At 65.0% G+C, this 22,994-nt stretch carries 22 protein-coding genes; 16 read left to right on the plus strand and 6 right to left on the minus strand.

Translation table 11 applies throughout. The features are described 5' to 3' along the window. Positions 1-43 precede the first annotated feature (43 nt). The 15 genes from arc to C3B78_RS10290 all read left to right on the plus strand — a co-directional run bounded on the left by arc (position 44) and on the right by C3B78_RS10290 (position 17,395). Positions 44-1,795 (plus strand): proteasome ATPase, encoded by a 1,752-nt coding sequence (gene arc / locus C3B78_RS10220; RefSeq protein ID WP_104997967.1) that lies wholly within the window; start codon positions 44-46, stop codon positions 1,793-1,795. Further along, complete coding sequence (dop, locus tag C3B78_RS10225) at positions 1,792-3,462, plus strand: depupylase/deamidase Dop (protein ID WP_104997968.1); 1,671 nt, start codon at positions 1,792-1,794, stop codon at positions 3,460-3,462. The genes arc and dop overlap by 4 nt, the downstream gene beginning before the upstream one ends. Positions 3,463-3,547: 85 nt before the next feature. Beyond that, on the plus strand, positions 3,548-3,751 hold the full coding sequence (locus C3B78_RS10230; protein ID WP_104997969.1) for a ubiquitin-like protein Pup: 204 nt from the start codon (positions 3,548-3,550) through the stop codon (positions 3,749-3,751). Between the two features lie 82 nt (positions 3,752-3,833). Then, positions 3,834-4,652 (plus strand): proteasome subunit beta, encoded by an 819-nt coding sequence (prcB, locus tag C3B78_RS10235; RefSeq protein WP_104997970.1) that lies wholly within the window; start codon positions 3,834-3,836, stop codon positions 4,650-4,652. 1 nt (position 4,653) lies between these two features. Further along, positions 4,654-5,364: a proteasome subunit alpha gene (prcA, locus tag C3B78_RS10240; protein ID WP_104997971.1), complete on the plus strand. Its 711-nt coding sequence runs from the start codon at positions 4,654-4,656 to the stop codon at positions 5,362-5,364. Between the two features lie 13 nt (positions 5,365-5,377). Further along, a complete protein-coding gene (gene pafA / locus C3B78_RS10245) occupies positions 5,378-6,742 on the plus strand; it encodes a Pup--protein ligase (protein WP_104997972.1) in 1,365 nt (454 codons plus the stop codon). Positions 6,743-6,855: 113 nt separating this feature from the next. Next, a complete protein-coding gene (locus tag C3B78_RS10250) occupies positions 6,856-7,782 on the plus strand; it encodes an FKBP-type peptidyl-prolyl cis-trans isomerase (protein ID WP_104997973.1) in 927 nt (308 codons plus the stop codon). A gap of 106 nt (positions 7,783-7,888) precedes the next feature. Continuing rightward, positions 7,889-8,284 (plus strand): FKBP-type peptidyl-prolyl cis-trans isomerase, encoded by a 396-nt coding sequence (locus tag C3B78_RS10255; RefSeq protein ID WP_104997974.1) that lies wholly within the window; start codon positions 7,889-7,891, stop codon positions 8,282-8,284. A 120-nt stretch (positions 8,285-8,404) separates the two neighbouring features. After that, a complete protein-coding gene (locus tag C3B78_RS10260; protein WP_104997975.1) occupies positions 8,405-10,384 on the plus strand; it encodes a helix-turn-helix transcriptional regulator in 1,980 nt (659 codons plus the stop codon). A gap of 10 nt (positions 10,385-10,394) precedes the next feature. Beyond that, the gene (locus C3B78_RS10265; RefSeq protein WP_104997976.1) at positions 10,395-10,748 is read left to right on the plus strand and encodes a hypothetical protein; all 354 of its coding nucleotides are present in this window, start codon (positions 10,395-10,397) and stop codon (positions 10,746-10,748) included. Positions 10,749-10,775: 27 nt separating this feature from the next. Then, on the plus strand, positions 10,776-11,048 hold the full coding sequence (gene tatA / locus C3B78_RS10270) for a Sec-independent protein translocase subunit TatA (RefSeq protein ID WP_104997977.1): 273 nt from the start codon (positions 10,776-10,778) through the stop codon (positions 11,046-11,048). A 48-nt stretch (positions 11,049-11,096) separates the two neighbouring features. Continuing rightward, positions 11,097-11,891 (plus strand): twin-arginine translocase subunit TatC, encoded by a 795-nt coding sequence (tatC, locus tag C3B78_RS10275; RefSeq protein ID WP_104997978.1) that lies wholly within the window; start codon positions 11,097-11,099, stop codon positions 11,889-11,891. Positions 11,892-11,910: 19 nt separating this feature from the next. Then, complete coding sequence (locus C3B78_RS10280; protein ID WP_104997979.1) at positions 11,911-14,844, plus strand: DEAD/DEAH box helicase; 2,934 nt, start codon at positions 11,911-11,913, stop codon at positions 14,842-14,844. 54 nt (positions 14,845-14,898) lie between these two features. Then, entirely contained in the window at positions 14,899-16,554 is a 1,656-nt protein-coding gene (locus C3B78_RS10285; RefSeq protein WP_104997980.1) for an amidohydrolase, read from the plus strand. Positions 16,555-16,648: 94 nt separating this feature from the next. Further along, positions 16,649-17,395: a polyprenol monophosphomannose synthase gene (locus C3B78_RS10290; protein WP_104997981.1), complete on the plus strand. Its 747-nt coding sequence runs from the start codon at positions 16,649-16,651 to the stop codon at positions 17,393-17,395. Between the two features lie 107 nt (positions 17,396-17,502). Here the strand turns inward: C3B78_RS10290 and C3B78_RS10295 are convergent, their stop codons facing one another. The 5 genes from C3B78_RS10295 to C3B78_RS10315 form a co-directional block, all read right to left on the minus strand. Beyond that, positions 17,503-17,850, minus strand: coding sequence for an RNA polymerase-binding protein RbpA (locus C3B78_RS10295; RefSeq protein ID WP_013600997.1), 348 nt, complete (start codon positions 17,848-17,850; stop codon positions 17,503-17,505). Positions 17,851-18,115: 265 nt separating this feature from the next. Then, entirely contained in the window at positions 18,116-19,057 is a 942-nt protein-coding gene (locus C3B78_RS10300; RefSeq protein ID WP_104997982.1) for an SPFH domain-containing protein, read from the minus strand. Between the two features lie 33 nt (positions 19,058-19,090). Beyond that, a complete protein-coding gene (locus C3B78_RS10305; protein ID WP_104997983.1) occupies positions 19,091-19,555 on the minus strand; it encodes an NfeD family protein in 465 nt (154 codons plus the stop codon). A 125-nt stretch (positions 19,556-19,680) separates the two neighbouring features. Continuing rightward, positions 19,681-20,562: a putative RNA methyltransferase gene (locus tag C3B78_RS10310; RefSeq protein ID WP_104997984.1), complete on the minus strand. Its 882-nt coding sequence runs from the start codon at positions 20,560-20,562 to the stop codon at positions 19,681-19,683. 94 nt (positions 20,563-20,656) lie between these two features. Continuing rightward, on the minus strand, positions 20,657-21,337 hold the full coding sequence (locus C3B78_RS10315) for a peptide deformylase (RefSeq protein ID WP_104997985.1): 681 nt from the start codon (positions 21,335-21,337) through the stop codon (positions 20,657-20,659). A 58-nt stretch (positions 21,338-21,395) separates the two neighbouring features. Here C3B78_RS10315 and C3B78_RS10320 point away from each other — a divergent pair, with 58 nt between their 5' ends. Beyond that, positions 21,396-21,809 carry a nuclear transport factor 2 family protein gene (locus tag C3B78_RS10320; protein WP_104997986.1) on the plus strand — a complete coding sequence of 138 codons (414 nt, stop codon included), beginning with the start codon at positions 21,396-21,398 and terminating at the stop codon, positions 21,807-21,809. 35 nt (positions 21,810-21,844) lie between these two features. On the opposite strand, the gene C3B78_RS10325 is transcribed toward C3B78_RS10320, so the two are convergent. After that, positions 21,845-22,993, minus strand: a complete 1,149-nt coding sequence (locus C3B78_RS10325) for an FAD-dependent oxidoreductase (protein ID WP_104997987.1) — start codon at positions 22,991-22,993, stop codon at positions 21,845-21,847. Position 22,994: the final 1 nt, after the last annotated feature.

Here is a 22,994-nt window from a genome sequence, read left to right on the forward strand (position 1 = left end):
GGGCTAATGTCTTAATAGAAGCGCAGGAAGGGGCTGATACATCATGGAGACTCCAGACCAGGACTCCGGACGTACACCGGCAGAGCAGTCTGCCGCCAATGACCTCTCGGTTGCCGACCGCCAGGTCAACATCCTCCGGGACAAGCTGAGGCACATTGACCGCCAGCTGGCTGCGGCGACGCAAAACAACACCAAGCTGGTCAGCATGCTTGAAACCGCGAAGGCCGAGATCCTTCGGCTGAAAAACGCGTTGGACCAGGAGGGGCAACCGCCCTACAGCTTCGGTACCATCCTGCAGTTGAATCCCAAGCGGCAGCCCTCGCCCGGCAACAGTGGACAGGCTGCAACCGAGGAATCGGTGGACATCTTCAACGCCGGACGGAAGATGCGCGTGGGCATCAGCCCCCTGGTGAACATCAACCAGCTGGCCGTTGGCCAGGAGGTCCTGCTCAACGAGGCACTCCTTGTGGTCGCCGGACTGGGATACGAGCGGGCCGGCGAGCTCGCCACGCTCAAGGAAATGCTCGGTGCCGACCGCGCCCTGGTGGTGGGGCGGGCCGATGAAGAGCGGGTTGTGCGGCTTTCCGGAGCGCTCCTCGCCGAAAAGCTGCGGGTGGGCGATGCACTGTCGGTTGACTCAAGGACCGGATACGCCCTCGAAAAGGTGCCCCGCTCCGAGGTGGAAAACCTTGTGCTGGAGGAAGTCCCTGACATCACCTACGAGGACATTGGCGGCCTTGGGCCCCAAATCGAACAGATCCGCGACGCCGTCGAACTGCCGTTCCTCCACCCTGACCTCTACCGGGAACACGGCCTGAAGGCTCCCAAGGGCATCCTGCTGTACGGCCCTCCCGGCTGCGGCAAGACCCTCATCGCCAAGGCCGTGGCCAATTCCCTTGCCGCCCGCGCCGCAGAGCGTTCTGGCAACGTGGACCTGAAAAGCTATTTCCTGAACATCAAGGGGCCCGAACTCCTGGACAAATACGTCGGTGAGACCGAGCGCCACATCCGGCTGATCTTCTCCAGGGCACGCGAAAAGGCCTCCGATGGCAGCCCGGTCGTGGTGTTTTTCGACGAGATGGACTCTCTCTTCCGCACGCGCGGCACCGGGATTTCGTCCGACGTCGAAACAACCATCGTGCCGCAGCTGCTCAGCGAGATTGACGGAGTGGAGCGGCTGGACAACGTGATCGTCATTGGCGCGTCCAACCGTGAGGACATGATCGATCCGGCAATCCTCCGGCCGGGCCGGCTTGACGTCAAGGTCAAGATCAACCGACCGGATGCGGAGGCTGCCGCGGACATTTTCAACAAGTACATCACCCCGGACCTGCCATTCCATGAATCTGACCTCGCTGAGCACGACGGCGATGTCCAGGCGACAGTGGATGCGATGGTCCAGCGCACTGTCGAGGCCATGTACTCCACTGACAAGTCCAATGAGTTCCTGGAGGTCACCTACGCCAACGGCGACACGGAAATGCTCTACTTCAAGGACTTCAACTCTGGTGCCGTGGTGCAAAACGTTGTGGACCGGGCCAAGAAGTATGCCATCAAGGACCTTCTCACCACGCACCAGAAGGGTCTTAGGATCGAGCACCTGCTGCGCGCCGTGGTGGACGAATTCCGCGAGCACGAGGACATGCCCAACACCACCAATCCGGATGACTGGGCACGCATCTCGGGTAAGAAGGGCGAACGGATCACGTACATCCGGACCATCGTCCAAGGCAAGGCAGGGCAGGAGCCCGGCAAGTCGATCGAAACCATGCCGACCACAGGGCAGTATCTATGACCGGTGCACGGGAACCCGCGGCCGGGGGAGCTCTGCCGGTCGGCGGGGCCATGCGGGTGATGGGGGCGGAAACGGAGTATGGCATCCATGCCCCCTCCGCCCCTACCGCCAACGCCACCATGATGAGTGCCAGGGTGGTCCAGGCCTATGCGCAGGTAACCCGGCAGCGTGCCGCCGGCGGAGCGGAAACACGCTGGGACTATACGGATGAGGAGCCGCTGCATGACGCCCGCGGCTGGACATTGGACCGAGGCTCAGCCCATCCGAGCCAGCTCACCGACCAGCCCCCGGTGCTTGACGCGGAAACGGTGGCACTGGCGTACGGGCGGGAGGAACTGGAGCTTGACGGGCAGGACGAGTCCGGAACGCTGCTGATGAACATGGTCCTCGGCAATGGCGCACGGCTGTACGTCGACCATGCCCATCCCGAGTACTCCAGCCCGGAGGTGACCAACCCGCGGGACGCGGTGAAGTGGGACGCCGCTGGAGACCTCGTTGCGTTGGCCACCGTGCGCCGGCTGGCAGCAGATCCGGACCTTCCGCCCGTCAACCTGTACAAAAACAACACGGACAATAAGTCGGTGTCCTACGGCTCGCATGAAAACTACCTCATGCCGCGTTCCGTCCCCTTCGGCGACATCGTGCGGGGCCTGACGCCCTTCTTCGTCAGCCGCCAGGTCCTGTGCGGATCCGGCCGCGTGGGCATCGGCCAGGACGCCTCCACCCCGGGTTACCAGATCAGCCAGCGGGCCGACTTCTTCGAAGCGGAAGTGGGATTGGAGACCACTATCCGCCGGCCCATCATCAACACCCGCGACGAACCGCACGCAACGGCGGACAAGTACCGGCGCCTGCACGTCATCATCGGTGACGCAAACCTCAGCCAGGTCTCCAATTACCTGAAATTCGGAACCACGTCCATGGTCCTCAGCCTCATTGAGGCGGGGCTGGCGCCCAAGATCGAAGTATACGAGCCGGTGTCTGCACTCCAGGCGGTCAGCCACGACACTTCGCTCACCGCAAAGCTGCGGCTGCTGGACGGCAGGCGGGTCACCGCCCTTGACCTCCAGTGGATATACCACGAGGCCGCAGCCAAGCTGGCTCAGGATACGGGGGTTGGAGACGCCGTGGACGGCGACGGCCACACGCACGACGTCCTCGAGCGTTGGGCCACAGTCCTGACCCAGCTCGACAATGACCGGGCCGCCGCAGCTTCCTCGGTGGAGTGGCTCGCCAAGCTGTCGCTGCTCAACGGATACCGTGAACGCGACGGACTCGAGTGGAACGACGCCAGGCTTGGCCTCGTCGACCTGCAGTGGGCTGATATCAGGCCCGAAAAGGGGCTTTATTACCGGTTCCTCGCCAGGGACCGGATGCAAAGAATCCTTGAAGACGATGCCATCGCCGCGGCCGTCACTGAACCGCCGGCCGATACCCGCGCATACTTCCGGGGCAAGTGCATCAGCAGCTTCGGCAAGGACGTCGTAGGTGCCAGTTGGGACTCCGTCATCTTCGATGTTCCGGGGTACGGCCGGCTGCAGCGCGTGCCCACCAGGGAACCGCTTCGGGGAACCAAAGCCCTGACCGGAGCGTTGTTCCAACGCTACCGGGACGCGGGCCCGTTCCTCGCGGAGCTTCTGGGACATAACGCTCCGCCTGCGGCGTAAACCGCCCCGGTTGGCCCACACCGTGGCAGGATGGGCATATCGGAGGATCCGCCGGATCCGAAGACAGATATAAGGAGGGGTAGCAATGGCAGGCCAGGAGCAACAGCAGCCGCAGTCACGCGACAGCCAGGTCGAAGAGGACATTCCCGAGTCGCCGCCCGCGCCGCCTGAGGCGCAGGCATCGGCATCAACGGAAGGCGTGGACGACCTCCTCGACGAAATCGATGGCGTCCTCGAATCCAACGCCGAGGAATTCGTCCGGGCATTCGTCCAAAAGGGCGGTCAGTAACCCCGGACCCCGGAGCTGGCGGAAGCCGCGGACGGCCCTAATCTGTACCGACGTTGAAGTACCACGTTCAAGGAGTGCATGAGTGCAGGAATCAACCGCCAACCAGGTAGCCGCCAACGCCACCTCATCGTTCACCGAACACCTGCAGCGGGACCGGCCCGAGCTTCTGCCCTACAACCGGTCCCTCCAGGGAGTTGTGCCCGCCGCCCCGTTACAGGTTCCGCACGCCACCACGATTGTTGCGATGAGCTACGATGGCGGCGTGCTGATGGCGGGGGACCGGCGGGCCACCATGGGCAACGTCATAGCGAGCCGGCACATCGAAAAAGTCTTTCCGGCCGACCGCTACTCCGTCCTGGGAATTGCGGGGACTGCCGGCATCGCGATTGACCTCACCAGGTTGTTCCAGGTGGAACTCGAGCACTACGAGAAGATTGAGGGCACGCTCCTCAGCCTTGAAGGCAAGGCAAACCGGCTTGGCGCCATGATCAGGGGAAACCTGCCCCTGGCACTGCAGGGACTCGCAGTAGTGCCGCTCTTTGCCGGGTTCGACACCAGCGCCGGTGTCGGCAGGCTGTTCTCCTACGATGTCACCGGTGGCCGGTACGAGGAACGTGAGCACCATACGGTGGGATCCGGATCCGTCTTCGCACGCGGCGCCCTGAAGAAGCTCTGGCGGCCAAACCTTACCCCTGCAGAAGCTACCGCCGTCGCGGTCGAAGCCCTCTACGATGCCGCCGACGACGACTCAGCCACCGGCGGTCCGGACACAGTGAGGCAACTCTGGCCCGTCATCTACACGGTGGACAGCACGGGCGTGCGGCGGATTCCGGACAGCGAACTGGCATCTGCTTCCAGGAACGTCATCGAGGCCCGCACCATCGCTGGACGGGAGGCCTGAGATGACGCAGCAGTTCTACGTATCGCCCGAGCAGCTAATGAAGGACCGTGCCGACTTTGCACGGAAGGGCATCGCACGCGGCAGGTCCGTCGTCGTCGTCAGCTGCCAGGACGGCATTGCGCTCGTTGCGGAAAACCCCTCACCCTCGCTCCACAAAGTCGGTGAGATCTACGACAAAATCGCGTTCGCCGCCGTCGGCAAGTACAACGAATTCGAAAGCCTCCGCCAGGCCGGGGTCCGCTACGCCGACGTGCGCGGGTACTCGTATGACCGGGAGGATGTGACGGCCAGGGGCCTGGCCAGCGTCTACGCACAGAGCCTTGGTGCGGTGTTCACTGCCGAACAGAAGCCCTTCGAGGTGGAGCTCGCCGTGGCAGAGGTTGGCCCCACCCAGGCGGAGGACCACCTCTACCGGCTAACCTTTGATGGTTCCATAGCCGACGAACACTCCTTTGTTGTGATGGGCGGCCAGGCAGACAAAGTCTCATCCGTGATTGGCCAGGGCTGGCGCAGCTCGCTGAGCTTTGCGGACGCTGTGCGGCTGGCAATGGCGGGGCTGGTTCCGCCGGTCGAGGGGGAAGAACCAGCTAAGGCACTGCCGGCTGGAGCGCTGGAGGTGGCGGTCTTGGACCGGCAGTCAGAAAGCAGCCGCGGATCGAGGCGTGCCTTCCGCCGGCTTACTGACGCAGAGATCACTGCAATGCTGGCCTAGGAGGACTGGACAGATGGACAAGAGAATCTTCGGCATCGAAACCGAATTCGGCATCTCGTATTCGAGCCCGGACTCGAGGCCCCTTGCTCCCGAGGAGGTGGCCCGGTACCTGTTCCGCAAAGTTGTCAGCTGGGGGCGGTCCTCCAACGTCTTCCTGACCAATGGCTCCCGGCTCTACCTTGACGTGGGGTCCCACCCGGAATACGCCACCGCCGAATGCGATGACCTTGCGCAGCTCATTGCCCATGACAGGGCAGGGGAACTGATCCTTGACGACCTCGTGGACGAGGCACAGGCCCGCCTTGCGGCCGAAGGGTTCAACGGAACGGTCTACCTGTTCAAAAACAACACTGACTCCGCCGGAAACTCCTACGGCAGCCACGAAAACTACCTCATTCCCCGGCGCGGCGAATTCTCGCGGCTGGCAGAAATCCTGATCCCGTTCCTGGTCACCCGCCAGCTGATCGCCGGCGCCGGCAAGATCCTCAAGACACCGCACGGGGCAACGTACGCCTTTTCCCAGCGGGCCGACCATATTTGGGAGGGCGTGTCCTCCGCCACCACCAGGTCCCGACCCATCATTAACACCCGCGACGAGCCGCACGCGGATGCGGAATTTTATCGGCGCCTGCATGTCATCGTGGGCGATTCAAACATGTCTGAAGCCACGGCCATGATGAAGATCGGCACCGTGGACCTCGTGCTGCGCATGATCGAGGCCGGGGTGATCATGCGGGATATGCGGATGGAAAACCCGATCCGCAGCATCCGTGAGATCTCCCACGACCTCAGTGGCCGCGCACTGGTCCGCCTGGCGAACGGACGCCAGCTGACGGCACTCGAAATCCAGCAGGAGTATCTGACGAAGGTCACCGCTTTCGTGAAAGAGCACGGCGCGCACAACCCCCACGTCCCGCTGATCCTGGACCTTTGGGAGCGCACGCTCAAGGCCATCGAAAGCGGCGACTTCCGCGGCATCGACACCGAAATCGACTGGGCCATCAAGAAGAAGCTCATGGACAACTACCGTGAACGCCATGGGCTGGGCCTGGACGCTCCGCGGATCGCCCAACTGGACCTTACTTACCATGACATCTCGCGCAGCCGCGGCCTCTACTACCTGCTTCAGTCCCGGGGTGCAGTCCGCCGTATTGTGGACGATACCGTGGTCAAAGACGCCGTTGACGTCCCGCCCCAAACAACCCGCGCAAAGCTGCGCGGCGACTTCGTCCGCCGCGCCCAGGAACTGGGCAGGGACTACACCGTTGACTGGGTGCACCTTAAGCTGAACGACCGGGCGCACCAGACCATCCTGTGCAAGGATCCCTTCCGCAGCGTCGACGAGCGTGTGGATGCGCTCCTTGACTCTATGGGCTGACACCCAGCTTCAGGGGCTATTCTGGATAGGGCCCTTTATAAGGGGCCCTGCGCGATGCCGGCCGTTGCCATGCGGAACATCGCATCCATCCTGCCCCGACGAAAGTTTTCTACGTGCGCCGACTACTAGCAATCCTTCTTCCCGGCCTGCTGTTGCTGACCGCCTGCGGCGGTTCAACCGCAGAGCCGGAACCCACCAGCGTTTCCGCCGGTGAGACTGCCAAGTTCGACTCCCTCAAACTGACCGACAACGGGGACAAGAAAGCCCCCGGTGTTGAATTCACCAAGCCGTTGGAAGTGGCAGAGCCCACCATCAAGGTGGTCACCGAGGGCAGCGGCGAAACGGTTAAGGCCAACCAGGTTGCCAACATCTCCATCCTCGCCCTGAACGGCACCGACGGCACTACGCTCGAGGACACATTCCCGGGTGAACCGGAACCGCTTGAGCTGAACGAGGAGCTGAAGACCGGCAGCGAGGTCATCTACAACGCGTTCGTCGGGTCGAAAGTAGGCTCCAGCCTGGCACTGGCCGTGCCCGGCCAGGCCGCGTCAGCCGGAGCCGAAGCCCAGCCCACCCAGCTGCTGGTCATCAAGGTCCTGTCCGCTGAGGATGTTGCACCCGTCCTGGAAAAGCCCGAGGGCGAGACCGTGACCCCACCGGCAGGACTGCCCACAGTTACCGAAAAAGACGGCATCCCCGAAATCAACGTCGAAGGCGTAGCCGCCCCCACGGCCCTGGTCTCCCAGGACCTCATCAAGGGCAAGGGCGCCACCGTCAAGGAATCGGACACCCTCACCGTCAACTACGTAGGCGTGACCCTCGTTGGCGGCACCAAGTTCGATTCGAGTTTCGAACGCGGCGAACCCGCAAGCTTCCCGCTCACCGGCGTCATCAAGGGCTGGACCCAGGGCCTTGCCGGCAAAACGGTTGGTTCCCGCGTCCTCCTGGTCATCCCGAAGGACCTTGCCTACGGCGACGCCGGACAGGGCGAGGCCAAGGGGGATCTCGTCTTCGTAGTGGACATCCTCGGGGCGAAGTAGCAACACTTACAGTCGGGCCGCTGCCTCGCCGCGGCACCGGACAGCAGCCCCAGACGCGAGCAGCAAGACACAAACAGCACAGATCTAACAGACCTAAGGAGTAACCATGTCATTTGGCCAGCGTGATTTCGACCGCCAGAAGCCCGAGATCGACTTTCCCGAAGGCGATGTCCCAACGGAACTGGTCATCACCGACCTCATTGAGGGCGACGGGCGGGAAGCCAAGGCGGGCGACACCGTATCCACCCACTACGTGGGCGTTGCCTGGTCAACAGGTGAAGAGTTCGACGCATCCTGGGGCCGCGGCGCACCGCTCGACTTCCGCGTAGGCGTCGGCCAGGTCATCCAGGGCTGGGACCAGGGCCTGCTTGGCATGAAGGTGGGCGGCCGCCGTCGCCTGGAGATCCCCTCCGAGCTGGCGTACGGCTCACGCGGCGCCGGCGGAGCCATCGCTCCGAATGAAGCCCTGATCTTCGTAGTGGACCTCGTTGGGGTGCGCTGACGGGGATCAGCCCTCAACGGTATCCATCACCGCCGGAAAGCGCGGCAGGCCCAAGACCTTAGACACCCGGGCCTGCCGCGCTTTCTGCGTTCCGGCCCGGACTTTAGTAACGTAACCAGAGTGTCCGTATCCCGTACTGAACGTCTCCTCAACCTGCTCATCGCGCTCCTGAACACCCGGTACGGCCTGCGCCGCAGTGAGCTGCGCGAAAAGGTCTACCACGACCAGTCAGGAAACGACGTTGCCTTCGGGCGCATGTTCGAACGGGACAAGAACGACCTCCGCCAATTCGGCTTCGAGGTGGAGACACTGACGGACATGGGATGGAGCGAGGACGATCCTGCCACCACCCGCTACCGGATCGGCAAGGAATCAAACCGCCTTCCTGATGTCCAGCTGGGTCCCGAGGAATGGACGGTGCTCCTCCTTGCCTCCCAGCTGTGGGAACGCGCCGCCCTGGGCACCTCTGCCCAAAGCGCCCTCCGGAAGCTCAAGGCCTCCGGCCGAATGGCCGACGTCGGCCTGCCCGCCGGCGTCCAGCCACGGATCAAACCTGCCGGTCAGGCCTTCGATGACCTGGTCGCCGCGATGCACTCCCGGCACCCCGTCACATTCGCATACCTTGCGGGTACCACCGGCAAGGAGGAACTGCGGACGGTGGAACCGTGGGGCCTGGGCAGCCGGTTTGGCCAGTGGTACCTGATGGGCCACGACCGGGCGCGGAATGCCACCCGGCACTTCCGGCTCTCCCGCATTACCAGTGCGGTGACAACCCTGGACAAAGAGCTCTACACTCCGCCCGCGGACTTCAATGTGCGGCAGGAACTGGCCCGCCTCCCGGAACTTCCGCTGCGCACCGCGATCGTGGACGTCAGGGAAGGACGCCTGCTGGCACTGCGCCGGAGGAGCTCTGAGGCAGGCAACGCCGACGGCGCGCCCGTGGCGGGCTATGAGCGGTTAGCCCTGCAATTCAGGGACCCCGAGAGCCTGGCCGAGGAACTCGCCTCCTACGGCCCGGATGCGCGGGCAGTGTCACCCGCCGGGCTCGCCAAAGCCGTCCGCCGGAGGCTGCGCGCCGCCGCGGATTTTAGCGCGGCACCTGCGCCCTCCTACCGCTTCAGCGAGGCTCGCGCCAGAAGTGTCCGTAAACGCACTTCCGAGGACCAGCTTAAGCGCATGCTCCAACTGGTGCCCTTCCTGGTGCACAACCAGGGCCTGCACATCCAGGACGTCGCCGATCACTTCGGCGTCAGCAGGAAGGAGCTGGAGGACGACCTGCAGATTCTGATCTGCTCCGGGCTTCCCGAGGGATACCCCGATGATCTTCTGGACATCCAGTGGGACGACGACCACGTGTACATCACCCAGGACCTGGACCTGACGAAACCGGTCCGTTTCACTGTGGAGGAGGCCTGCGCCCTCCTGACCGGATTGGAGACACTGAACGGGCTGCCGGAAGTAGCCGAGGGCGGCGCCCTGGAATCGGTGACGCTAAAACTCCTGGCGGCAGCCGGTGAAGAAGGGCTCAGGGCGGCTTCCCTTGCCGGGCCCGAGGTCGCACCGGCAGATGCCGCCACTCACGCCGCAGTGCGGCAGGCGATCGAGTCCCGCTCCCAGCTGCGGCTGGCGTACCTGTCGCCCCAGCGCGACGCCGTATCCGAACGCGATGTCGACCCGCTCCGGCTCTATTCCCTGGACAACACCTGGTACTTCGAGGCCTACTGCCACGCAGTCGGCGGGCTGCGGAATTTTCGCCTGGACAGGGTCCAGGAGCTGTACCCGAACGGTGCTCCCATTCCCGCCGGCATCACGCCGGCGGAAGGGGTGCCTGCAAAGCTTTTCACCGCCAACGACGACGACACCACCGTAACCGTCCAGCTCACCCGGCAGGGGAGGGGACTGGCAGACGACTATTACGCGGAACGTACGGCGGAACTGCCCGACGGCGGGCTGGTGGCGGACATCCGCTTCGGCAACACCGCATGGCTGCCTATGTTCGTGGCACAGCACGGCGGTTCTGCCCGGATTCTTGCTCCTGCGGAGCTGGCGGAGGCGGCCCGCAGCTGGCTGGCGGCATCCCTGGCCATGTACGGCGGCTAGACTTCGAAGCATGCCTTGGTGGTCCTGGATCCTGATATGGGTGGCGCTCATAGCGCTCTCGCTGCTCTTCTATGTCCTTTTGGGCATCCGGCTGTTCCGCCAGTTCATGGCAACCGTCAAGGACCTGGGGGCGGCCGGTGAAAAGCTGGGGCAGTTGGGCCCCCTTGAAACGTCCGGCGCCTCCACAGCGCCGGTGACGCCCCGCCCGGGGTCCGCGGTTTTTGCCTCGCCGACTGTCATGAGACATGATTACGAGGCATCCAAGTCGTCCCGACAGGAAGAACGCCGCCTTCGGCGGGTGCAGCGCAAGATAGACCGGGGCCAGCCGCAGGCACTCGGCGATCTGGACTTCACCCCGAAGTAAAATTGTATTGAGACGAAAGGATTTCCCGTGGGAAGACTCTTTGATGGCCCTTGGCCCATCGTAATTATCATCGTTGTTGCTTTGCTCCTTTTTGCCGCGCCCAAACTTCCGGCCATGGCCCGCAGCCTTGGCCAGTCCATGCGGATCATCAAGTCCGAAGTCAAGGAAATGAAGAACGACGGCAAGACCGATTCCACTGACGCTTCAGGCCCGGTGGAAGGCACCATCGTCAACCACCCCAAGGCGAAGCCCGGTGAGCCGACAGACGGCACTGACGTTCCGCCGTCGAACCGCGCCTGACCCCCAGTGGCACTGTCGCGGGCCCGTAAAGCCAACCCCGAGGGGCGGATGGCTCTTTGGGACCACCTCAAAGAGCTTAAAAACCGGCTGATAAAGTCGGCGATCGGCGTCGTCATTGGCGGCATCGGGGGCTGGATACTTTACGATCCGCTGCTGAAGGCCCTTGCCGAGCCGGTCAACCGCATCTCCGAGCAGACCGGCGGGCTCTCGGCCATTAACTTCGGAAGCATTGCGTCTCCGTTCGATTTCAAGCTGCAAATGTCACTCCTCATCGGCGTGGTCATTTCCAGCCCCATCTGGATCTACCAGCTCTGGGCCTTTATCACGCCCGGCCTGACCTCCAAGGAGCGCCGGTACACGCTGGGGTACATGGCGGCGGCCGTTCCGTTGTTCCTGGCCGGCATCTGGGCCGGCTGGCTGGTTGTGCCGCAGGTGGTGCACGCCCTGACGCAGTTCACCCCGGAGGGGTCCTCCAGCGTTATCGATGCCCGCACCTACATCGAGTTCGTGACCCGCATGGTCCTGGTCCTGGGCCTGGCTTTCCTGGTTCCCGTGGTGCTGGTGGGCATCAACATGGCGGGCATCATCTCCGGCGGTACTATCCTCAAGGCCTGGCGCATCACAGTGTTCCTCGTGTTCGTCCTCGCTGCCATCGCCGCTCCCGGAGCAGATGCCATCTCGATGTTCATGCTTGCAGGTCCGCTGCTGGTGCTTTTCTTTGCCGCGATCGGCATCTGCCTGATGAACGACAAGCGCCGCGAACGCAGGACAGCCAAGCGGGCAGCTGAAACCGAGGCCACAGCGGATATCGCCACCCCCGGCAGTGAGCTCAAGAACCTCTGAGCCCCGTTAGGCTTGGGGTATGTCCTCCAACACCGGGCCTTCTTCCATTGGACCGTTTCCTGCCGGGCCCACCGACACTGAAGAGCTCTCTCCTGCCGAGCGGTACCGTGCCAGCGCCGAGCGCAGGGCCGAAGCGGCAACGTACCTCGGAGCCTTCGTCCGGACCCTCGACTTCGAACTGGACGACTTCCAGCGGCAGTCATGCCGCTCCCTCCAGGAGGGCAGGGGAGTGCTGGTGGCGGCACCCACAGGCGCCGGCAAGACCATCGTCGGTGAATTCGCCATCTACCTGGCGCTTCAGCGCGGCCTGAAGGCTTTTTACACAACCCCCATCAAAGCTTTGAGCAACCAGAAGTTCACAGAACTCTCTGAGAAATACGGGGCTGCGAATGTTGGCCTGCTCACCGGCGACACCAGCATCAACGGTGATGCCCCCGTCGTCGTCATGACCACGGAAGTCCTGCGGAACATGCTGTACGCGGATTCGGCAACGCTGGACGACCTCGGCTACGTGGTGATGGACGAGGTGCATTACCTGGCCGACAGGTTCCGGGGCGCGGTCTGGGAGGAAGTGATCATCCACCTCCCCAGCGAGGTGCAGGTGGTCTCACTCAGCGCCACGGTCTCGAACGCCGAGGAGTTCGGAGCGTGGCTGGACACCGTCCGCGGTGATACCGACATCATCGTCTCCGAGCACCGGCCGGTACCTCTCTGGCAGCACGTGATGGTTGGCCGCCAGATCATGGACTTGTTCGCCGGCGAAACCACTTTCGACGAAATCGCTCCGCCGGTGGACGAGGGGGAGACGCAGCCGGTTTCGTCGAAGGACAGCGCGAAGGGCCGCGGCTTCGACGTCAATCCCGACCTCCTCAAGGTAGCGCGCAGCGAGATCCAGCAGGGTTTCCGCAGCCGCCAGGGGGGACCCGGCGGACGCGGCCAGCGCGGGCGGCGCGGCAACGACCGTCCTGGCCGGGGCGGGGACGAGCGTGGAGTGCGTCCCGCCAGCCGTCCCCAGGTCATCGCAAGCCTGGACCGGATGGACCTGCTCCCTGCCATTACCTTCATTTTCTCAAGGGCCGGCTGTGACGCCGCCGTAGCACAGTGCGTCGGCTCCGGGCTGTGGCTTACCACCGAGAAGGAACAGCGGATCATCGCCCAGCGCGTTGACGAAGCCGGCCAGGACATCCCGCCGGACGACCTCGACATCCTGGGCTTCTGGACTTGGCGTGACGGACTGATCCGGGGCTTCGCCGCCCACCATGCGGGCATGCTGCCCACTTTCAAGGAGGTGGTGGAGAAGCTTTTCGCGGACGGCCTGGTCAAAGCCGTTTTCGCCACGGAGACCCTGGCCCTGGGCGTCAACATGCCTGCCCGGTCCGTGGTGCTGGAAAAACTGGACAAGTTCAACGGTGAAGCCCATGTGGACATCACCGCCGGTGAGTACACCCAGCTGACCGGCCGTGCAGGCCGCCGAGGCATCGACGTCGAAGGCCATGCCGTGGTGCTGTGGCAGCCAGGAACGGATCCGACGGCGGTCGCCGGCCTGGCGTCCCGGCGCACGTACCCCTTGAACTCAAGCTTCCGGCCCACATACAACATGAGCATCAACCTCCTGGCCCAGTTCGGCCGCGCCAGGGCCCGCGAAATCCTTGAGTCTTCCTTTGCCCAGTTCCAGGCTGACCGTTCCGTGGTGGGGCTTGCCAAGCAGGTGCGCAGCCGGGAGGAGTCGCTGGCGGGTTATGCCAAGTCGATGACCTGCCACCTGGGCGATTTTACCGAGTATGCCCGGCTGCGGAGGGAACTCTCCGACGCCGAAAACGCCGGTTCGCGCACCAAGTCCCGCGTCAGGAAATCGCTGAGTGACGATTCCCTGGCCCGCCTGCTGCCGGGCGATGTGGTGAATGTTCCCGGGGGCAGGGCGCCCGGCCCGGCAATTGTGCTCAGTTCGGACCACACCAGCCGCGAGCCCCGGCCTGCGGTCCTGACGCTGGACAATCAACTGAGGAGAATCGGCACCGATGACTTGGAAGGCCCCATTGCGCCGGTGACGCGCATTCGCATTCCCAAGTCCTTCAACGCCAAAGTGCCCAAATCCCGCCGTGATCTCGCGTCCTCGGCCCGGAACGCGCTGCGGGAAAACCGTTCGCCCGCCCCGGGCACCAACCGCAACCATGATTTCGGCCTTGCAACGGCCCTGCCCAACCAGGAAAAACGCATCGCCGACCTCCGCCGCGCCCTCCGGGCCCACCCGTGCCACGGCTGCAGCGAACGGGAGGACCACGCCCGCTGGTCCGAACGCTGGTGGAAGCTGCGGCGGGAAACCGACGGGCTGGTGCGCCAGATCCAGGGCCGGACCAACACAATCGCCAAGACCTTCGACCGTGTGTGCGACGTCCTGACCGCCTACGGGTATCTGGAGCCGGCTGCCGACGGCCGGCTGGGCATCAGCCCCGATGGCCAGCGGCTGCGGCGGATCTACGGGGAGAAGGACCTCCTCATTTCCCAGTCCCTGCGGCTGGGCGCGTTCGATGACTTGGATGCCGTGGAAGTTGCCGCCCTGGCCAGCGTGCTGGTGTACCAGGCAAAGCGGGAAGACCGGGGACTCCGGCCGCGGATGCCCAGTATTTCCCTGGAGACGTCGGTTGATATCGTCATCCGCGAATGGTCTGCCCTGGAGGACGTGGAAGAGGAGAACAAGCTTCCGCTGACCGGCGAACCCGAACTGGGGCTCGTCTGGCCGATCTACAAGTGGGCCCGCGGCCGCCACCTGCAGGACGTCCTGAGCGGCACGGACCTGGCAGCGGGCGACTTTGTCCGGTGGGTGAAGCAGGTTGTCGACCTCCTCGACCAGCTCGCCAAGATTCCCGGCCTGGAACCCCGCCTTGCCCGGCTCTGCGCCGAAGCAATCTCGTTGATCCGCCGTGGCGTCGTGGCCTACTCTTCCGTACTCTGACAAGCTTCGCCGGCCACCCTCCGGCCCACACCAACCCCAGGAGCACTGCCCCGCATGTCCCAGCCTGAACCGCTGCCCGCTGCCCGAGCCAAGACTGTCCTCTACCGGAACGGGTCCGTCTACAGCGCGGCAGACCCTTTTGCCACGGCCATGGTGGTTGACGGCGGCACGGTTGCCTGGGTGGGATCCGAACAGGCGGCCTCGTCCATCGCTGACAGTTCAATGGAGATCATCGATCTTCGGGGTGCCCTGGTGGCGCCGGGTTTCGTGGACTCGCACCTCCACCTGACCGAGACCGGCATCGCGCTGGACTCACTGCAGCTGGGCGGAATCCGTTCAGCCAAGGAACTGCTGGACGCCGTAGCCTGCGTACCCGGCAAAGGACCTGTCCTGGGCCACGGCTGGGATGAGACCACCTGGACGGATGACACCCTGCCCACCGCCGATGAACTGGAACGGGCGTCCGCGGGGCGCCACGTGTACCTCTCCCGGGTGGACGTGCATTCCGCGCTGGTATCCGAGTCCCTGGCCCACGCGGCGGGCGTCCGGGAGCTGGATGGGTTCGACGGCGGGGCGAGGGTCCGCCGGGCAGCGCACACGGCCGCCCGCCAGGCTACCCGCCGGCTGCCGCACGACGAGTTGCGGCGCCATCAGGGCCGTGCATTGGCCGAAGCGGCGGCAAACGGTTACGTGGCAGTCGCGGAAATGGGCGCACCGCACATCGGCGGAGTGGAGGACCTCCGGCTTGCCGCCGGATGGAACAATGGTGGCCCGGAAAGTGCCGGAGTTCCTGAAGTCCTTCCCTACTGGGGGGAACTGGCGTCCTCCGAAGAACATGCCCGCAGGCTCCTGGACCAGTTTGGCTTTGGCGTGCGGGGGCTGGCCGGCGACCTCAACATCGACGGCTCCATCGGGTCACGGACGGCGGCACTAAGGTCCGGGTACGCGGACGCGCCGGGCGAGCACGGGAACCTGTACCTGAGTGTTGGTGAAGCTGCAGCCCACCTCGCTGCGTGCTCGCTTGCAGGGGTCCAGGGCGGGTTCCATGTCATTGGGGACGCCGGGCTGGACACTGCCTTGGCCGCCCTCGAGCTGGCAGCCCGTGAGGTGGGTGAGCAGCGGGTGCGCGCCGCCGGCCACCGCTTCGAACACGTGGAGATGGTGGATGCCGCCGCCGTCGGAACCTTGGCCCGGTACGCGGTAACGGTCAGCGCCCAGCCAGCGTTCGACGCTGCCTGGGGCGGCCCCGGAGGGCTGTACGAACAGAGGCTGGGGGAGCGGAGCCGGTCCATGAACCCCTTTGCCAGGCTCTACGCCGCCGGGGTTCCCGTGTGCTTCGGCAGCGACAGCCCCGTGACGGCCCTGCGGCCATGGTCCAGCGTCCGCGCCTGCCTGGAGCACCACAACCAGGATGAGCGGATCTCAGCCCGCGCAGCGTTCCTGGGCCACACCCGTGCAGGCTGGCGGGCGGCCAAATATTCCGACCCCATGGCAGGACAGCTTGTGCCGGGAGCTCCTGCGAGTTTCGCCGTTTGGGAGGTCGAGGAACTCATGGTCCAGGTGGCCGACGGCCGGGTCCAGTCCTGGAGCACCGACCCGAGGGCGCGGACACCGCTGCTGCCTGCCCTGGACACCGGCAGCGACCCCGTGTGCCTGCAGACGGTCCGGAACGGCGTCGAACTTTTCGCAAGTCCTGCGCTCCGGTCCTGACCGGGCGGCCACCACCCTATAATTGGTAGTTGCGCCTGCCGCGGCCCTGTTCGCGGCCGGGCGCTCTGACCGTTTCCCCCAGGAAAGGCCCTTTGTGCGCGTCCTCACGATCATTCCCACCTACAACGAGCTGGAATCGCTGCCCAAGACCCTGCAGCGGCTTCGCGCGGCGGTCCCTGCGTCGGACGTGTTGGTGGTGGATGACAACAGCCCGGACGGCACCGGCCAGCTCGCGGACCGTTTCGCTGCCGAGGACTCCCAGGTGCACGTCCTGCACCGAAAGGGCAAGGAAGGCTTGGGCGCCGCGTACATTGCCGGCTTCCGGTGGGGCCTGGACGCCGGATATGACGTCCTGGTTGAAATGGACGCTGACGGTTCCCATCAGCCCGAGCAGCTTCCCCAGCTGCTGGAAGCCGTTGAGCAGGGCGCGGACCTTGCCATGGGCTCCCGGTGGGTACCCGGCGGCAGCGTCGTCAACTGGCCCCTCTACCGGCAGGCGATTTCCAGGGTAGGCAGCACCTATGCCCGCCTCATGCTGGGGTTGAAGATCAAGGACGTCACGGGCGGCTACCGCGCGTTCCGCAGGACAACGCTGGAAAAGCTCAACCTGGACCAGGTGGACTCGGTTGGCTACGGCTTCCAGGTGGACCTCGCGTTCCGCGTGGCCCGCATGGGGCTCCGCATCGAGGAACGGCCCATCACTTTCGTCGAGCGGGAGCTCGGAGCCTCCAAGATGAGCGGCAACATCGTGCTCGAGGCCATGGTCAATGTCACCAAGTGGGGCCTGCAGGCCCGCTGGCACACCCTGACCGGCAAGAAGGCACCGGCGCAGCAGCCCTAACCGGTGCAACGCCGCGCGTAGAAGCCGGATTAAACAAGGAAGGGGGCTGTCCTGCACCAAGTGCAGGGACAGCCCCCTTCCTGTTAAAAGCCTCGGGCTTGGTTCCCCTAGGCGGAGCGCCGTTCTCCGCGGCGTTCGCGCAGGATGGTCAGCCGGTCTTCGAGGATCTGCTCCAGTTCGGGGAGTGAGCGGCGCTCCAGGAGCATGTCCCAGTGGGTACGCACCGCTTTGTCGTTGCTGGTGTCGGGGCGTTCGCCATCAACCAGGAGGGCTTCCTTGCCGGTCTTGGAAACCCACACCGGGGGAATTTCCGCTTCTGAGGAGAACGTAACGAAGACCTGCTCACCGTCTTCGCACCGGTACTCGACGCGCTGGCGCGGAGCCGGCTCGACTCCGGACTCGGTCTCCATGCTCTGCGCGCCAAGGCGCATGCCCCGCAGGCTGCGATCGCTCATGATTTCTCCCTTTGGTCGGTGCGCGGTGGACAACACCGCGCCGGCCGGCGGTAAACACGTACCGTCGGACTACTGTGTGCTCTGTGCTGCATCTTTAGATTCAACGCATCGCGAAGCTTTGTTGTTCCAGCGGATCTGCTCCAGCCGGACAAATACACAATTATACCGGCGTTAAGCATGAACAGCCAAAAGAGGGGCCCGCGGCCGCGCGAACCCCTCATCGAAACCGGCAAGGACTGTCAGCCGGTCCTTCCGCTGTTGGGCCTTAGGGCTCCGACGGTTTGGCTCCCGCTTCGTCGAATAGCCCTCCGGTGGACTCCAGGCTGGTTCCGCCCAGGGCGTTGCCGATCCCCTTGAGTGCCTCGCCTACTTCGCTGGGGATGATCCAGAGCTTGTTGGAGGAGCCCTCCGCCAGCTTGGGCAGTGTCTGCAGGTACTGGTACGCCAGCAGCTTCTGGTCCGGATTGCCGCGATGGATGGCGTCAAAGACCTTCTGGATGGCCTGCGCTTCACCGTCGGCGCGGAGGATGGCGGCCTTCGCATCACCCTCCGCCTTGAGAATGGCGGCCTGCCGCTGGCCCTCGGCGGTCAGGATGGCTGACTGCTTGGTTCCTTCGGCCGTCAGGATCGCGGCCCGGCGGTCCCTTTCTGCGCGCATCTGCTTCTCCATCGAGTCCTGGATGGAGTGGGGCGGATCAATGGCCTTCAGTTCCACGCGGGACACACGGATGCCCCAGCGCCCCGTAGCCTCGTCCAGGACGCCGCGCAGCTGTCCGTTGATCTGGTCCCGGGACGTGAGTGCCTCCTCGAGGTTCAGCCCGCCCACCACGTTGCGCAGAGTTGTGGTGGTCAACTGCTCCACGGCCTGGATGTAGTTGGCGATCTCATACGTGGCGGCGCGCGGGTCGGTGACCTGGAAGTACACCACGGTGTCGATGGAGACCACCAGGTTGTCCTCGGTGATGACAGGCTGCGGCGGGAAGGAGACCACCTGCTCGCGCAGGTCCAGCAGCGGCAGGAGCCGGTCAACGAAGGGAATAAGGATGGTCAGTCCCGGATTGAGCGTCCGCTGGTATTTGCCCAGCCTTTCAACAACGCCCGCCCGTGCCTGTGGGATGATCCGGACCGCCCGGACCAGGACAATAATCACAAACACGATCAGGACCACCAGCACGATGGCGAGTGCGGCTCCTCCTGCGTTATCCATACATTTCCTTCTTCCCCAATTGATCAGGCTGTGTCAGGACTTGGCGTCGGGTTCCAATGCTGCCGAAACCACGGCGGTGGCACCGTCTATGGCGGCCACCACAACTTTTTGGCCGGCGGGAAGGACTCCTGCCGCTGAGCGGGCGCTCCAGATGTCGCCGCCGATTTTCACCAGGCCGCCGGCTGAGGAGACAGATTCCATGACGACGGCTTGCTCACCGATCAGGCGGTCAACGTTGGTGCGCTGCTCGGATGGCCCCTTCTTCAAGTGGGACAGGGCCACCGGACGGACAAAGGCGATCATGAGCAGGGAGACGACGCAGAAAACCACTATCTGCAGCCAGAGGTCGGCGCCGGCGAAATCAGCCACCAGGGCGGCGAGGGTTCCTCCGCCGAGCATGATGAAAAACAGGTCAAGGGTGATCATCTCGATCACTGCAAAAGCGAGGAAAGCGGTGAGCCACAGTGCCCACCAGTTTTCGCCCAACCATTCGAACAACGTGCTCCCCCTTCGCTACGGGGAGCCGCTACCGCGGACCCTCCAGTAACTGTTCTTCCATCCTAATGCGGGTAGCCTTCCTGTGGGCGGGCCGCCGGGAGTTGCCGGGGATAGTGGCCAAGTCGTTACTGCTTCCGGGGCCAGGCGGGGCGGAAGACTGTGAGGCGGAACCGGGCCTCGGCCGCAACAGGCTCCGGCTGGCCCTCCAGCCTGGCGGCGATGGCGGTGCGGTCGCTGTGATGCCCCGCCGGGCCCATGAGCGCAAGGTCCGCTGCCTCCCGGCGGGTGAGCGCAAGGGGGAAGTCGACGTCCCGGGCGCTCTCGATCCTGAAGTGCGGCTGCATTGCCCCGGCCAAACGGTGCTCCTTGCCTTCTTCGATCCTCAGCATGCCAGCCGATTCCGCAATGGAAGCGAGGTGACCGGGCCGGGGTGTCACCACAGCCAGCAGGCCCGTCGGCCGCAGCACGCGTGCGAACTCCGCTGCGTTCCGGGGCGCGAAAATGACCGTGACCGCGTCCACAGAGTTGTCCCGTACCGGCAACGGCTGCCATACGTCCCAGGCGAGGTTCACCGCCTCCGGGTTGAGCCGCGCGGCGCGCCGCAGGGCGAACTTCGAGATGTCCAGGCCAAGGGCAGCCACATCAAGGCCATCGGCCTCCGCCGCGTCAAGCAGAACGCGCAGGTAGTGCCCGGTGCCGGTACCTGAGTCCAGGACGACAGCGGGATCCCTGGGCAGGGAAGGGACGACGGCGGCTGCCACCGCCTCCGCCAGCGGCAGGTAGTGCCCTTTCCCCATGAAGTTGAAGCGGGCCTCCACCATCTCTGCCGTGTCCGCCTCGAACGCGGTGCCTTTTCCCACCAGCAGGTTGAAATACCCCTGCCTGGCAGCGTCAAAGCTGTGGGAAGAGCCGCAAACAAGGCGGCCTTGGCCGCCGGGATGCGGTCCCGCCGGCTCCAGAGGCTGGAAGCACACCGGGCACAGCAAGGGAAGGTTGGGAGCGGGCATAGCCACCATCTTAGGCGGCAGGCCTGACTCTCCGCGTGGCTGCCCGCCAGGGCCGGTGGCGGCCGCGGGCAGGCGGCGACCCGGACGGGTCCAGCTAGGAGCCTGCGACGCTGACCGGGCCGGTGTCGAATCCAAGCCCTGCCCGGGCTTTGCTGATCCCGGGCTCCGCCCAGTGGGCGGCGTACTCCGCGTTGCTGCTGAGCGACCGCAGCTGGGCCCGGTCCACATACAGGACACCGTTCAGGTGGTCGGTTTCGTGCTGCACAATCCGGGCCTGCCAGCCTGCGAACTCCCGCCGGGCCGGCGAGCCATCCGGCGCCTGGAAGTCCAGCAGGACGTTCTCGGGACGGGCCACCACTGCCTGAAGCCCGTTCAGGGAAAGGCAGCCCTCGTAAAAGGACGCATACTCCGTGCCCAGCGGGGTGTATCGGGGGTTTAGGAGTGCGATGAACTCCAACGGACTGCGCTTGCGCAACGCAGCGGCCTCCGGATCGACGTCGAACCGGTCCTCGACGACCGCGATTTGGAGGGGGATGCCGAGCTGCGGTGCCGCCAGTCCCACGCCGGGGGCCTCGTGCATCACCTGCCGCATGAGCGCGATGAGGCGCTCCAGCTGGTCGGAGGACAGTTGACCGTCAAAAGCGGCGGCGCGCTGTCGGAGGGCGGGGTGGCCGGCCTGCACGATGGGCGGGATGGTTTCGGCCGAAAGGATCCGCTCCACGGCTTCCCGGATTTGTTCATCGCTGACGGTGGTCTCCGGCGGGATGGGGCTCATGGGGAAAGCCTACTGGCCTCCGTCGTCCTGCCGGCCACAGTGGGTTAGTGTCGTTTCCATGGCTGAACACCCTCCCCTGAGCATCTCTCCGTTGGAGCGGGTCCTCGGATTCATCCGGGCCCTGGAAGCAGGCGGAGGGGCCGCCGAGATCAGGCCTTTCCTGGCGGACACCTTCGTGCTGGTGGAAGCCCCGCACCTCCTGGCTCCGGAAGGCTCCACCCGCACGCTCGCTTCGGTCCTTGCCGGCGCGGACCAAAGCTCCGAGGTGGTGTCGGACCAGAAGTTCCACATCAGGCGCACAACCTGTGAGGGCGGAAGGGTGGCCGTGGAGGCAGACTGGTCCGCGACAGTCCGGATGGACCTCCGCTACTGGGACCGGGGGGAGACCATCCGGGCCCGGACGTCGTCGGTTTTTGAGGTTGCTGACGGAAAAATCGTGAGCCAGGACAGCTACGACTGCTACTTCCGCTGACTCCCGCCGGGCACCATGTCCGCGCTTTACCGGCCCTACTGCATGGTGAAGCGCCGGGCTGTCCACCTGTTCATGGCCGGGATTGAAGCGGCACCGCCGATGGCAAGGTTACGGAGCCTAAGGAGCGGCGGCGGCAGCGGGCGTCCCAACAGCATGTTCACTTCGGACTGGCGCCTGGCAACCGCAGCGGCACGCCGCCGGGCGGCGGCGAATTCCTTCAGCCGCCCGTCCACCGGCTTTCCCGCCACGGCCTCCCGGAGCACGGGAGCAAGGGCTTGGGCGTCCAGCCAGCCAAGGTTCATGCCCTGGCCGCCGATCGGGCTGATTTCGTGGGCGGCGTCGCCCACCAGCACTACCCGCCCGGCCACGGTCCGCCGGGCCATCGTGGAGCGGACGCTGAAGGCACTCAGCATGGTGTTGGTCCGAACGTCCGGCAGTATTCCCGTCCGCCGCAGGACCAGGCGTGCCAGCCGGCCGGCGTCGGCTCCTCCCGCGGGCTGGCCGAGCCGTACCACCCACCGCCGCAGGCCGCCCGGGAGCGGAAAGGACTCTACAATCCCTTCCGGCTCGAGGAAAAGGACAGCCATCTGCCCATGGCGTCCGGAGTCGGCGAAGTCGCCCATCAGGTAGTGGTCCGGATAGGCCTTGGTGCGGACGGGCATACCGAGGGCATCGCGCAGCAATGACCTTGCGCCGTCGGCGGCGACCACGAATGACGCTTCAAAGCTGCCATCGCCTGCCGTTGCATCGCTGGAAGGTTCGACGGCGACGGCGGCCGCAGCGCCGTCGTCGTTCACTCCTGTGACGCGCACGCCCCTGACGATGGCCCCGCTGTCGAGGGCATGGACGCGTTCCTCGAGGAGTTGTTCCGTCCGGTACTGGGGGAGGGCCAGCACGAACGGAAAGGCCTCCGAAACACCTGCGAACGACATGGTGCCCACGGTCCTCCCGCCGCTGAGGGCCAAACCCGCAGTTATCGGCATGCCCTCCCGCACCATGGCATCGGCCAGGTGGATGCCGTCCAGCGCCTTGAGGGCAGGAGGATGGATTCCGATGGCACGCGTGTGGATATTGCGTTCTGTCCGCTGCTCGAGGAGGCGTACGGAGACGCCCTCCTGGAGCAGGGAAGCCGCCAGGTAAAGGCCCACCGGGCCGCCGCCGACGATGACCACGTCTGTTGCCACG

The sequence above is a fragment of the Arthrobacter sp. PGP41 genome, assembly GCF_002953935.1.
In the GTDB taxonomy this organism is placed as follows: Bacteria; Actinomycetota; Actinomycetes; order Actinomycetales; family Micrococcaceae; genus Arthrobacter.

Coding starts and splice junctions, on each gene's coding strand:
- arc (WP_104997967.1), top strand. CDS start 44: ATGGAGACTCCAGACCAGGACTCCGGACGTACACCGGCAGAGCAGTCT.
- dop (WP_104997968.1), top strand. CDS start 1,792: ATGACCGGTGCACGGGAACCCGCGGCCGGGGGAGCTCTGCCGGTCGGC.
- C3B78_RS10230 (WP_104997969.1), top strand. CDS start 3,548: ATGGCAGGCCAGGAGCAACAGCAGCCGCAGTCACGCGACAGCCAGGTC.
- prcA (WP_104997971.1), top strand. CDS start 4,654: ATGACGCAGCAGTTCTACGTATCGCCCGAGCAGCTAATGAAGGACCGT.
- pafA (WP_104997972.1), top strand. CDS start 5,378: ATGGACAAGAGAATCTTCGGCATCGAAACCGAATTCGGCATCTCGTAT.
- C3B78_RS10255 (WP_104997974.1), top strand. CDS start 7,889: ATGTCATTTGGCCAGCGTGATTTCGACCGCCAGAAGCCCGAGATCGAC.
- C3B78_RS10265 (WP_104997976.1), top strand. CDS start 10,395: ATGCCTTGGTGGTCCTGGATCCTGATATGGGTGGCGCTCATAGCGCTC.
- tatC (WP_104997978.1), top strand. CDS start 11,097: ATGGCTCTTTGGGACCACCTCAAAGAGCTTAAAAACCGGCTGATAAAG.
- C3B78_RS10280 (WP_104997979.1), top strand. CDS start 11,911: ATGTCCTCCAACACCGGGCCTTCTTCCATTGGACCGTTTCCTGCCGGG.
- C3B78_RS10285 (WP_104997980.1), top strand. CDS start 14,899: ATGTCCCAGCCTGAACCGCTGCCCGCTGCCCGAGCCAAGACTGTCCTC.
- C3B78_RS10295 (WP_013600997.1), bottom strand. CDS start 17,850: ATGAGCGATCGCAGCCTGCGGGGCATGCGCCTTGGCGCGCAGAGCATG.
- C3B78_RS10300 (WP_104997982.1), bottom strand. CDS start 19,057: ATGGATAACGCAGGAGGAGCCGCACTCGCCATCGTGCTGGTGGTCCTG.
- C3B78_RS10310 (WP_104997984.1), bottom strand. CDS start 20,562: ATGCCCGCTCCCAACCTTCCCTTGCTGTGCCCGGTGTGCTTCCAGCCT.
- C3B78_RS10315 (WP_104997985.1), bottom strand. CDS start 21,337: ATGAGCCCCATCCCGCCGGAGACCACCGTCAGCGATGAACAAATCCGG.
- C3B78_RS10320 (WP_104997986.1), top strand. CDS start 21,396: ATGGCTGAACACCCTCCCCTGAGCATCTCTCCGTTGGAGCGGGTCCTC.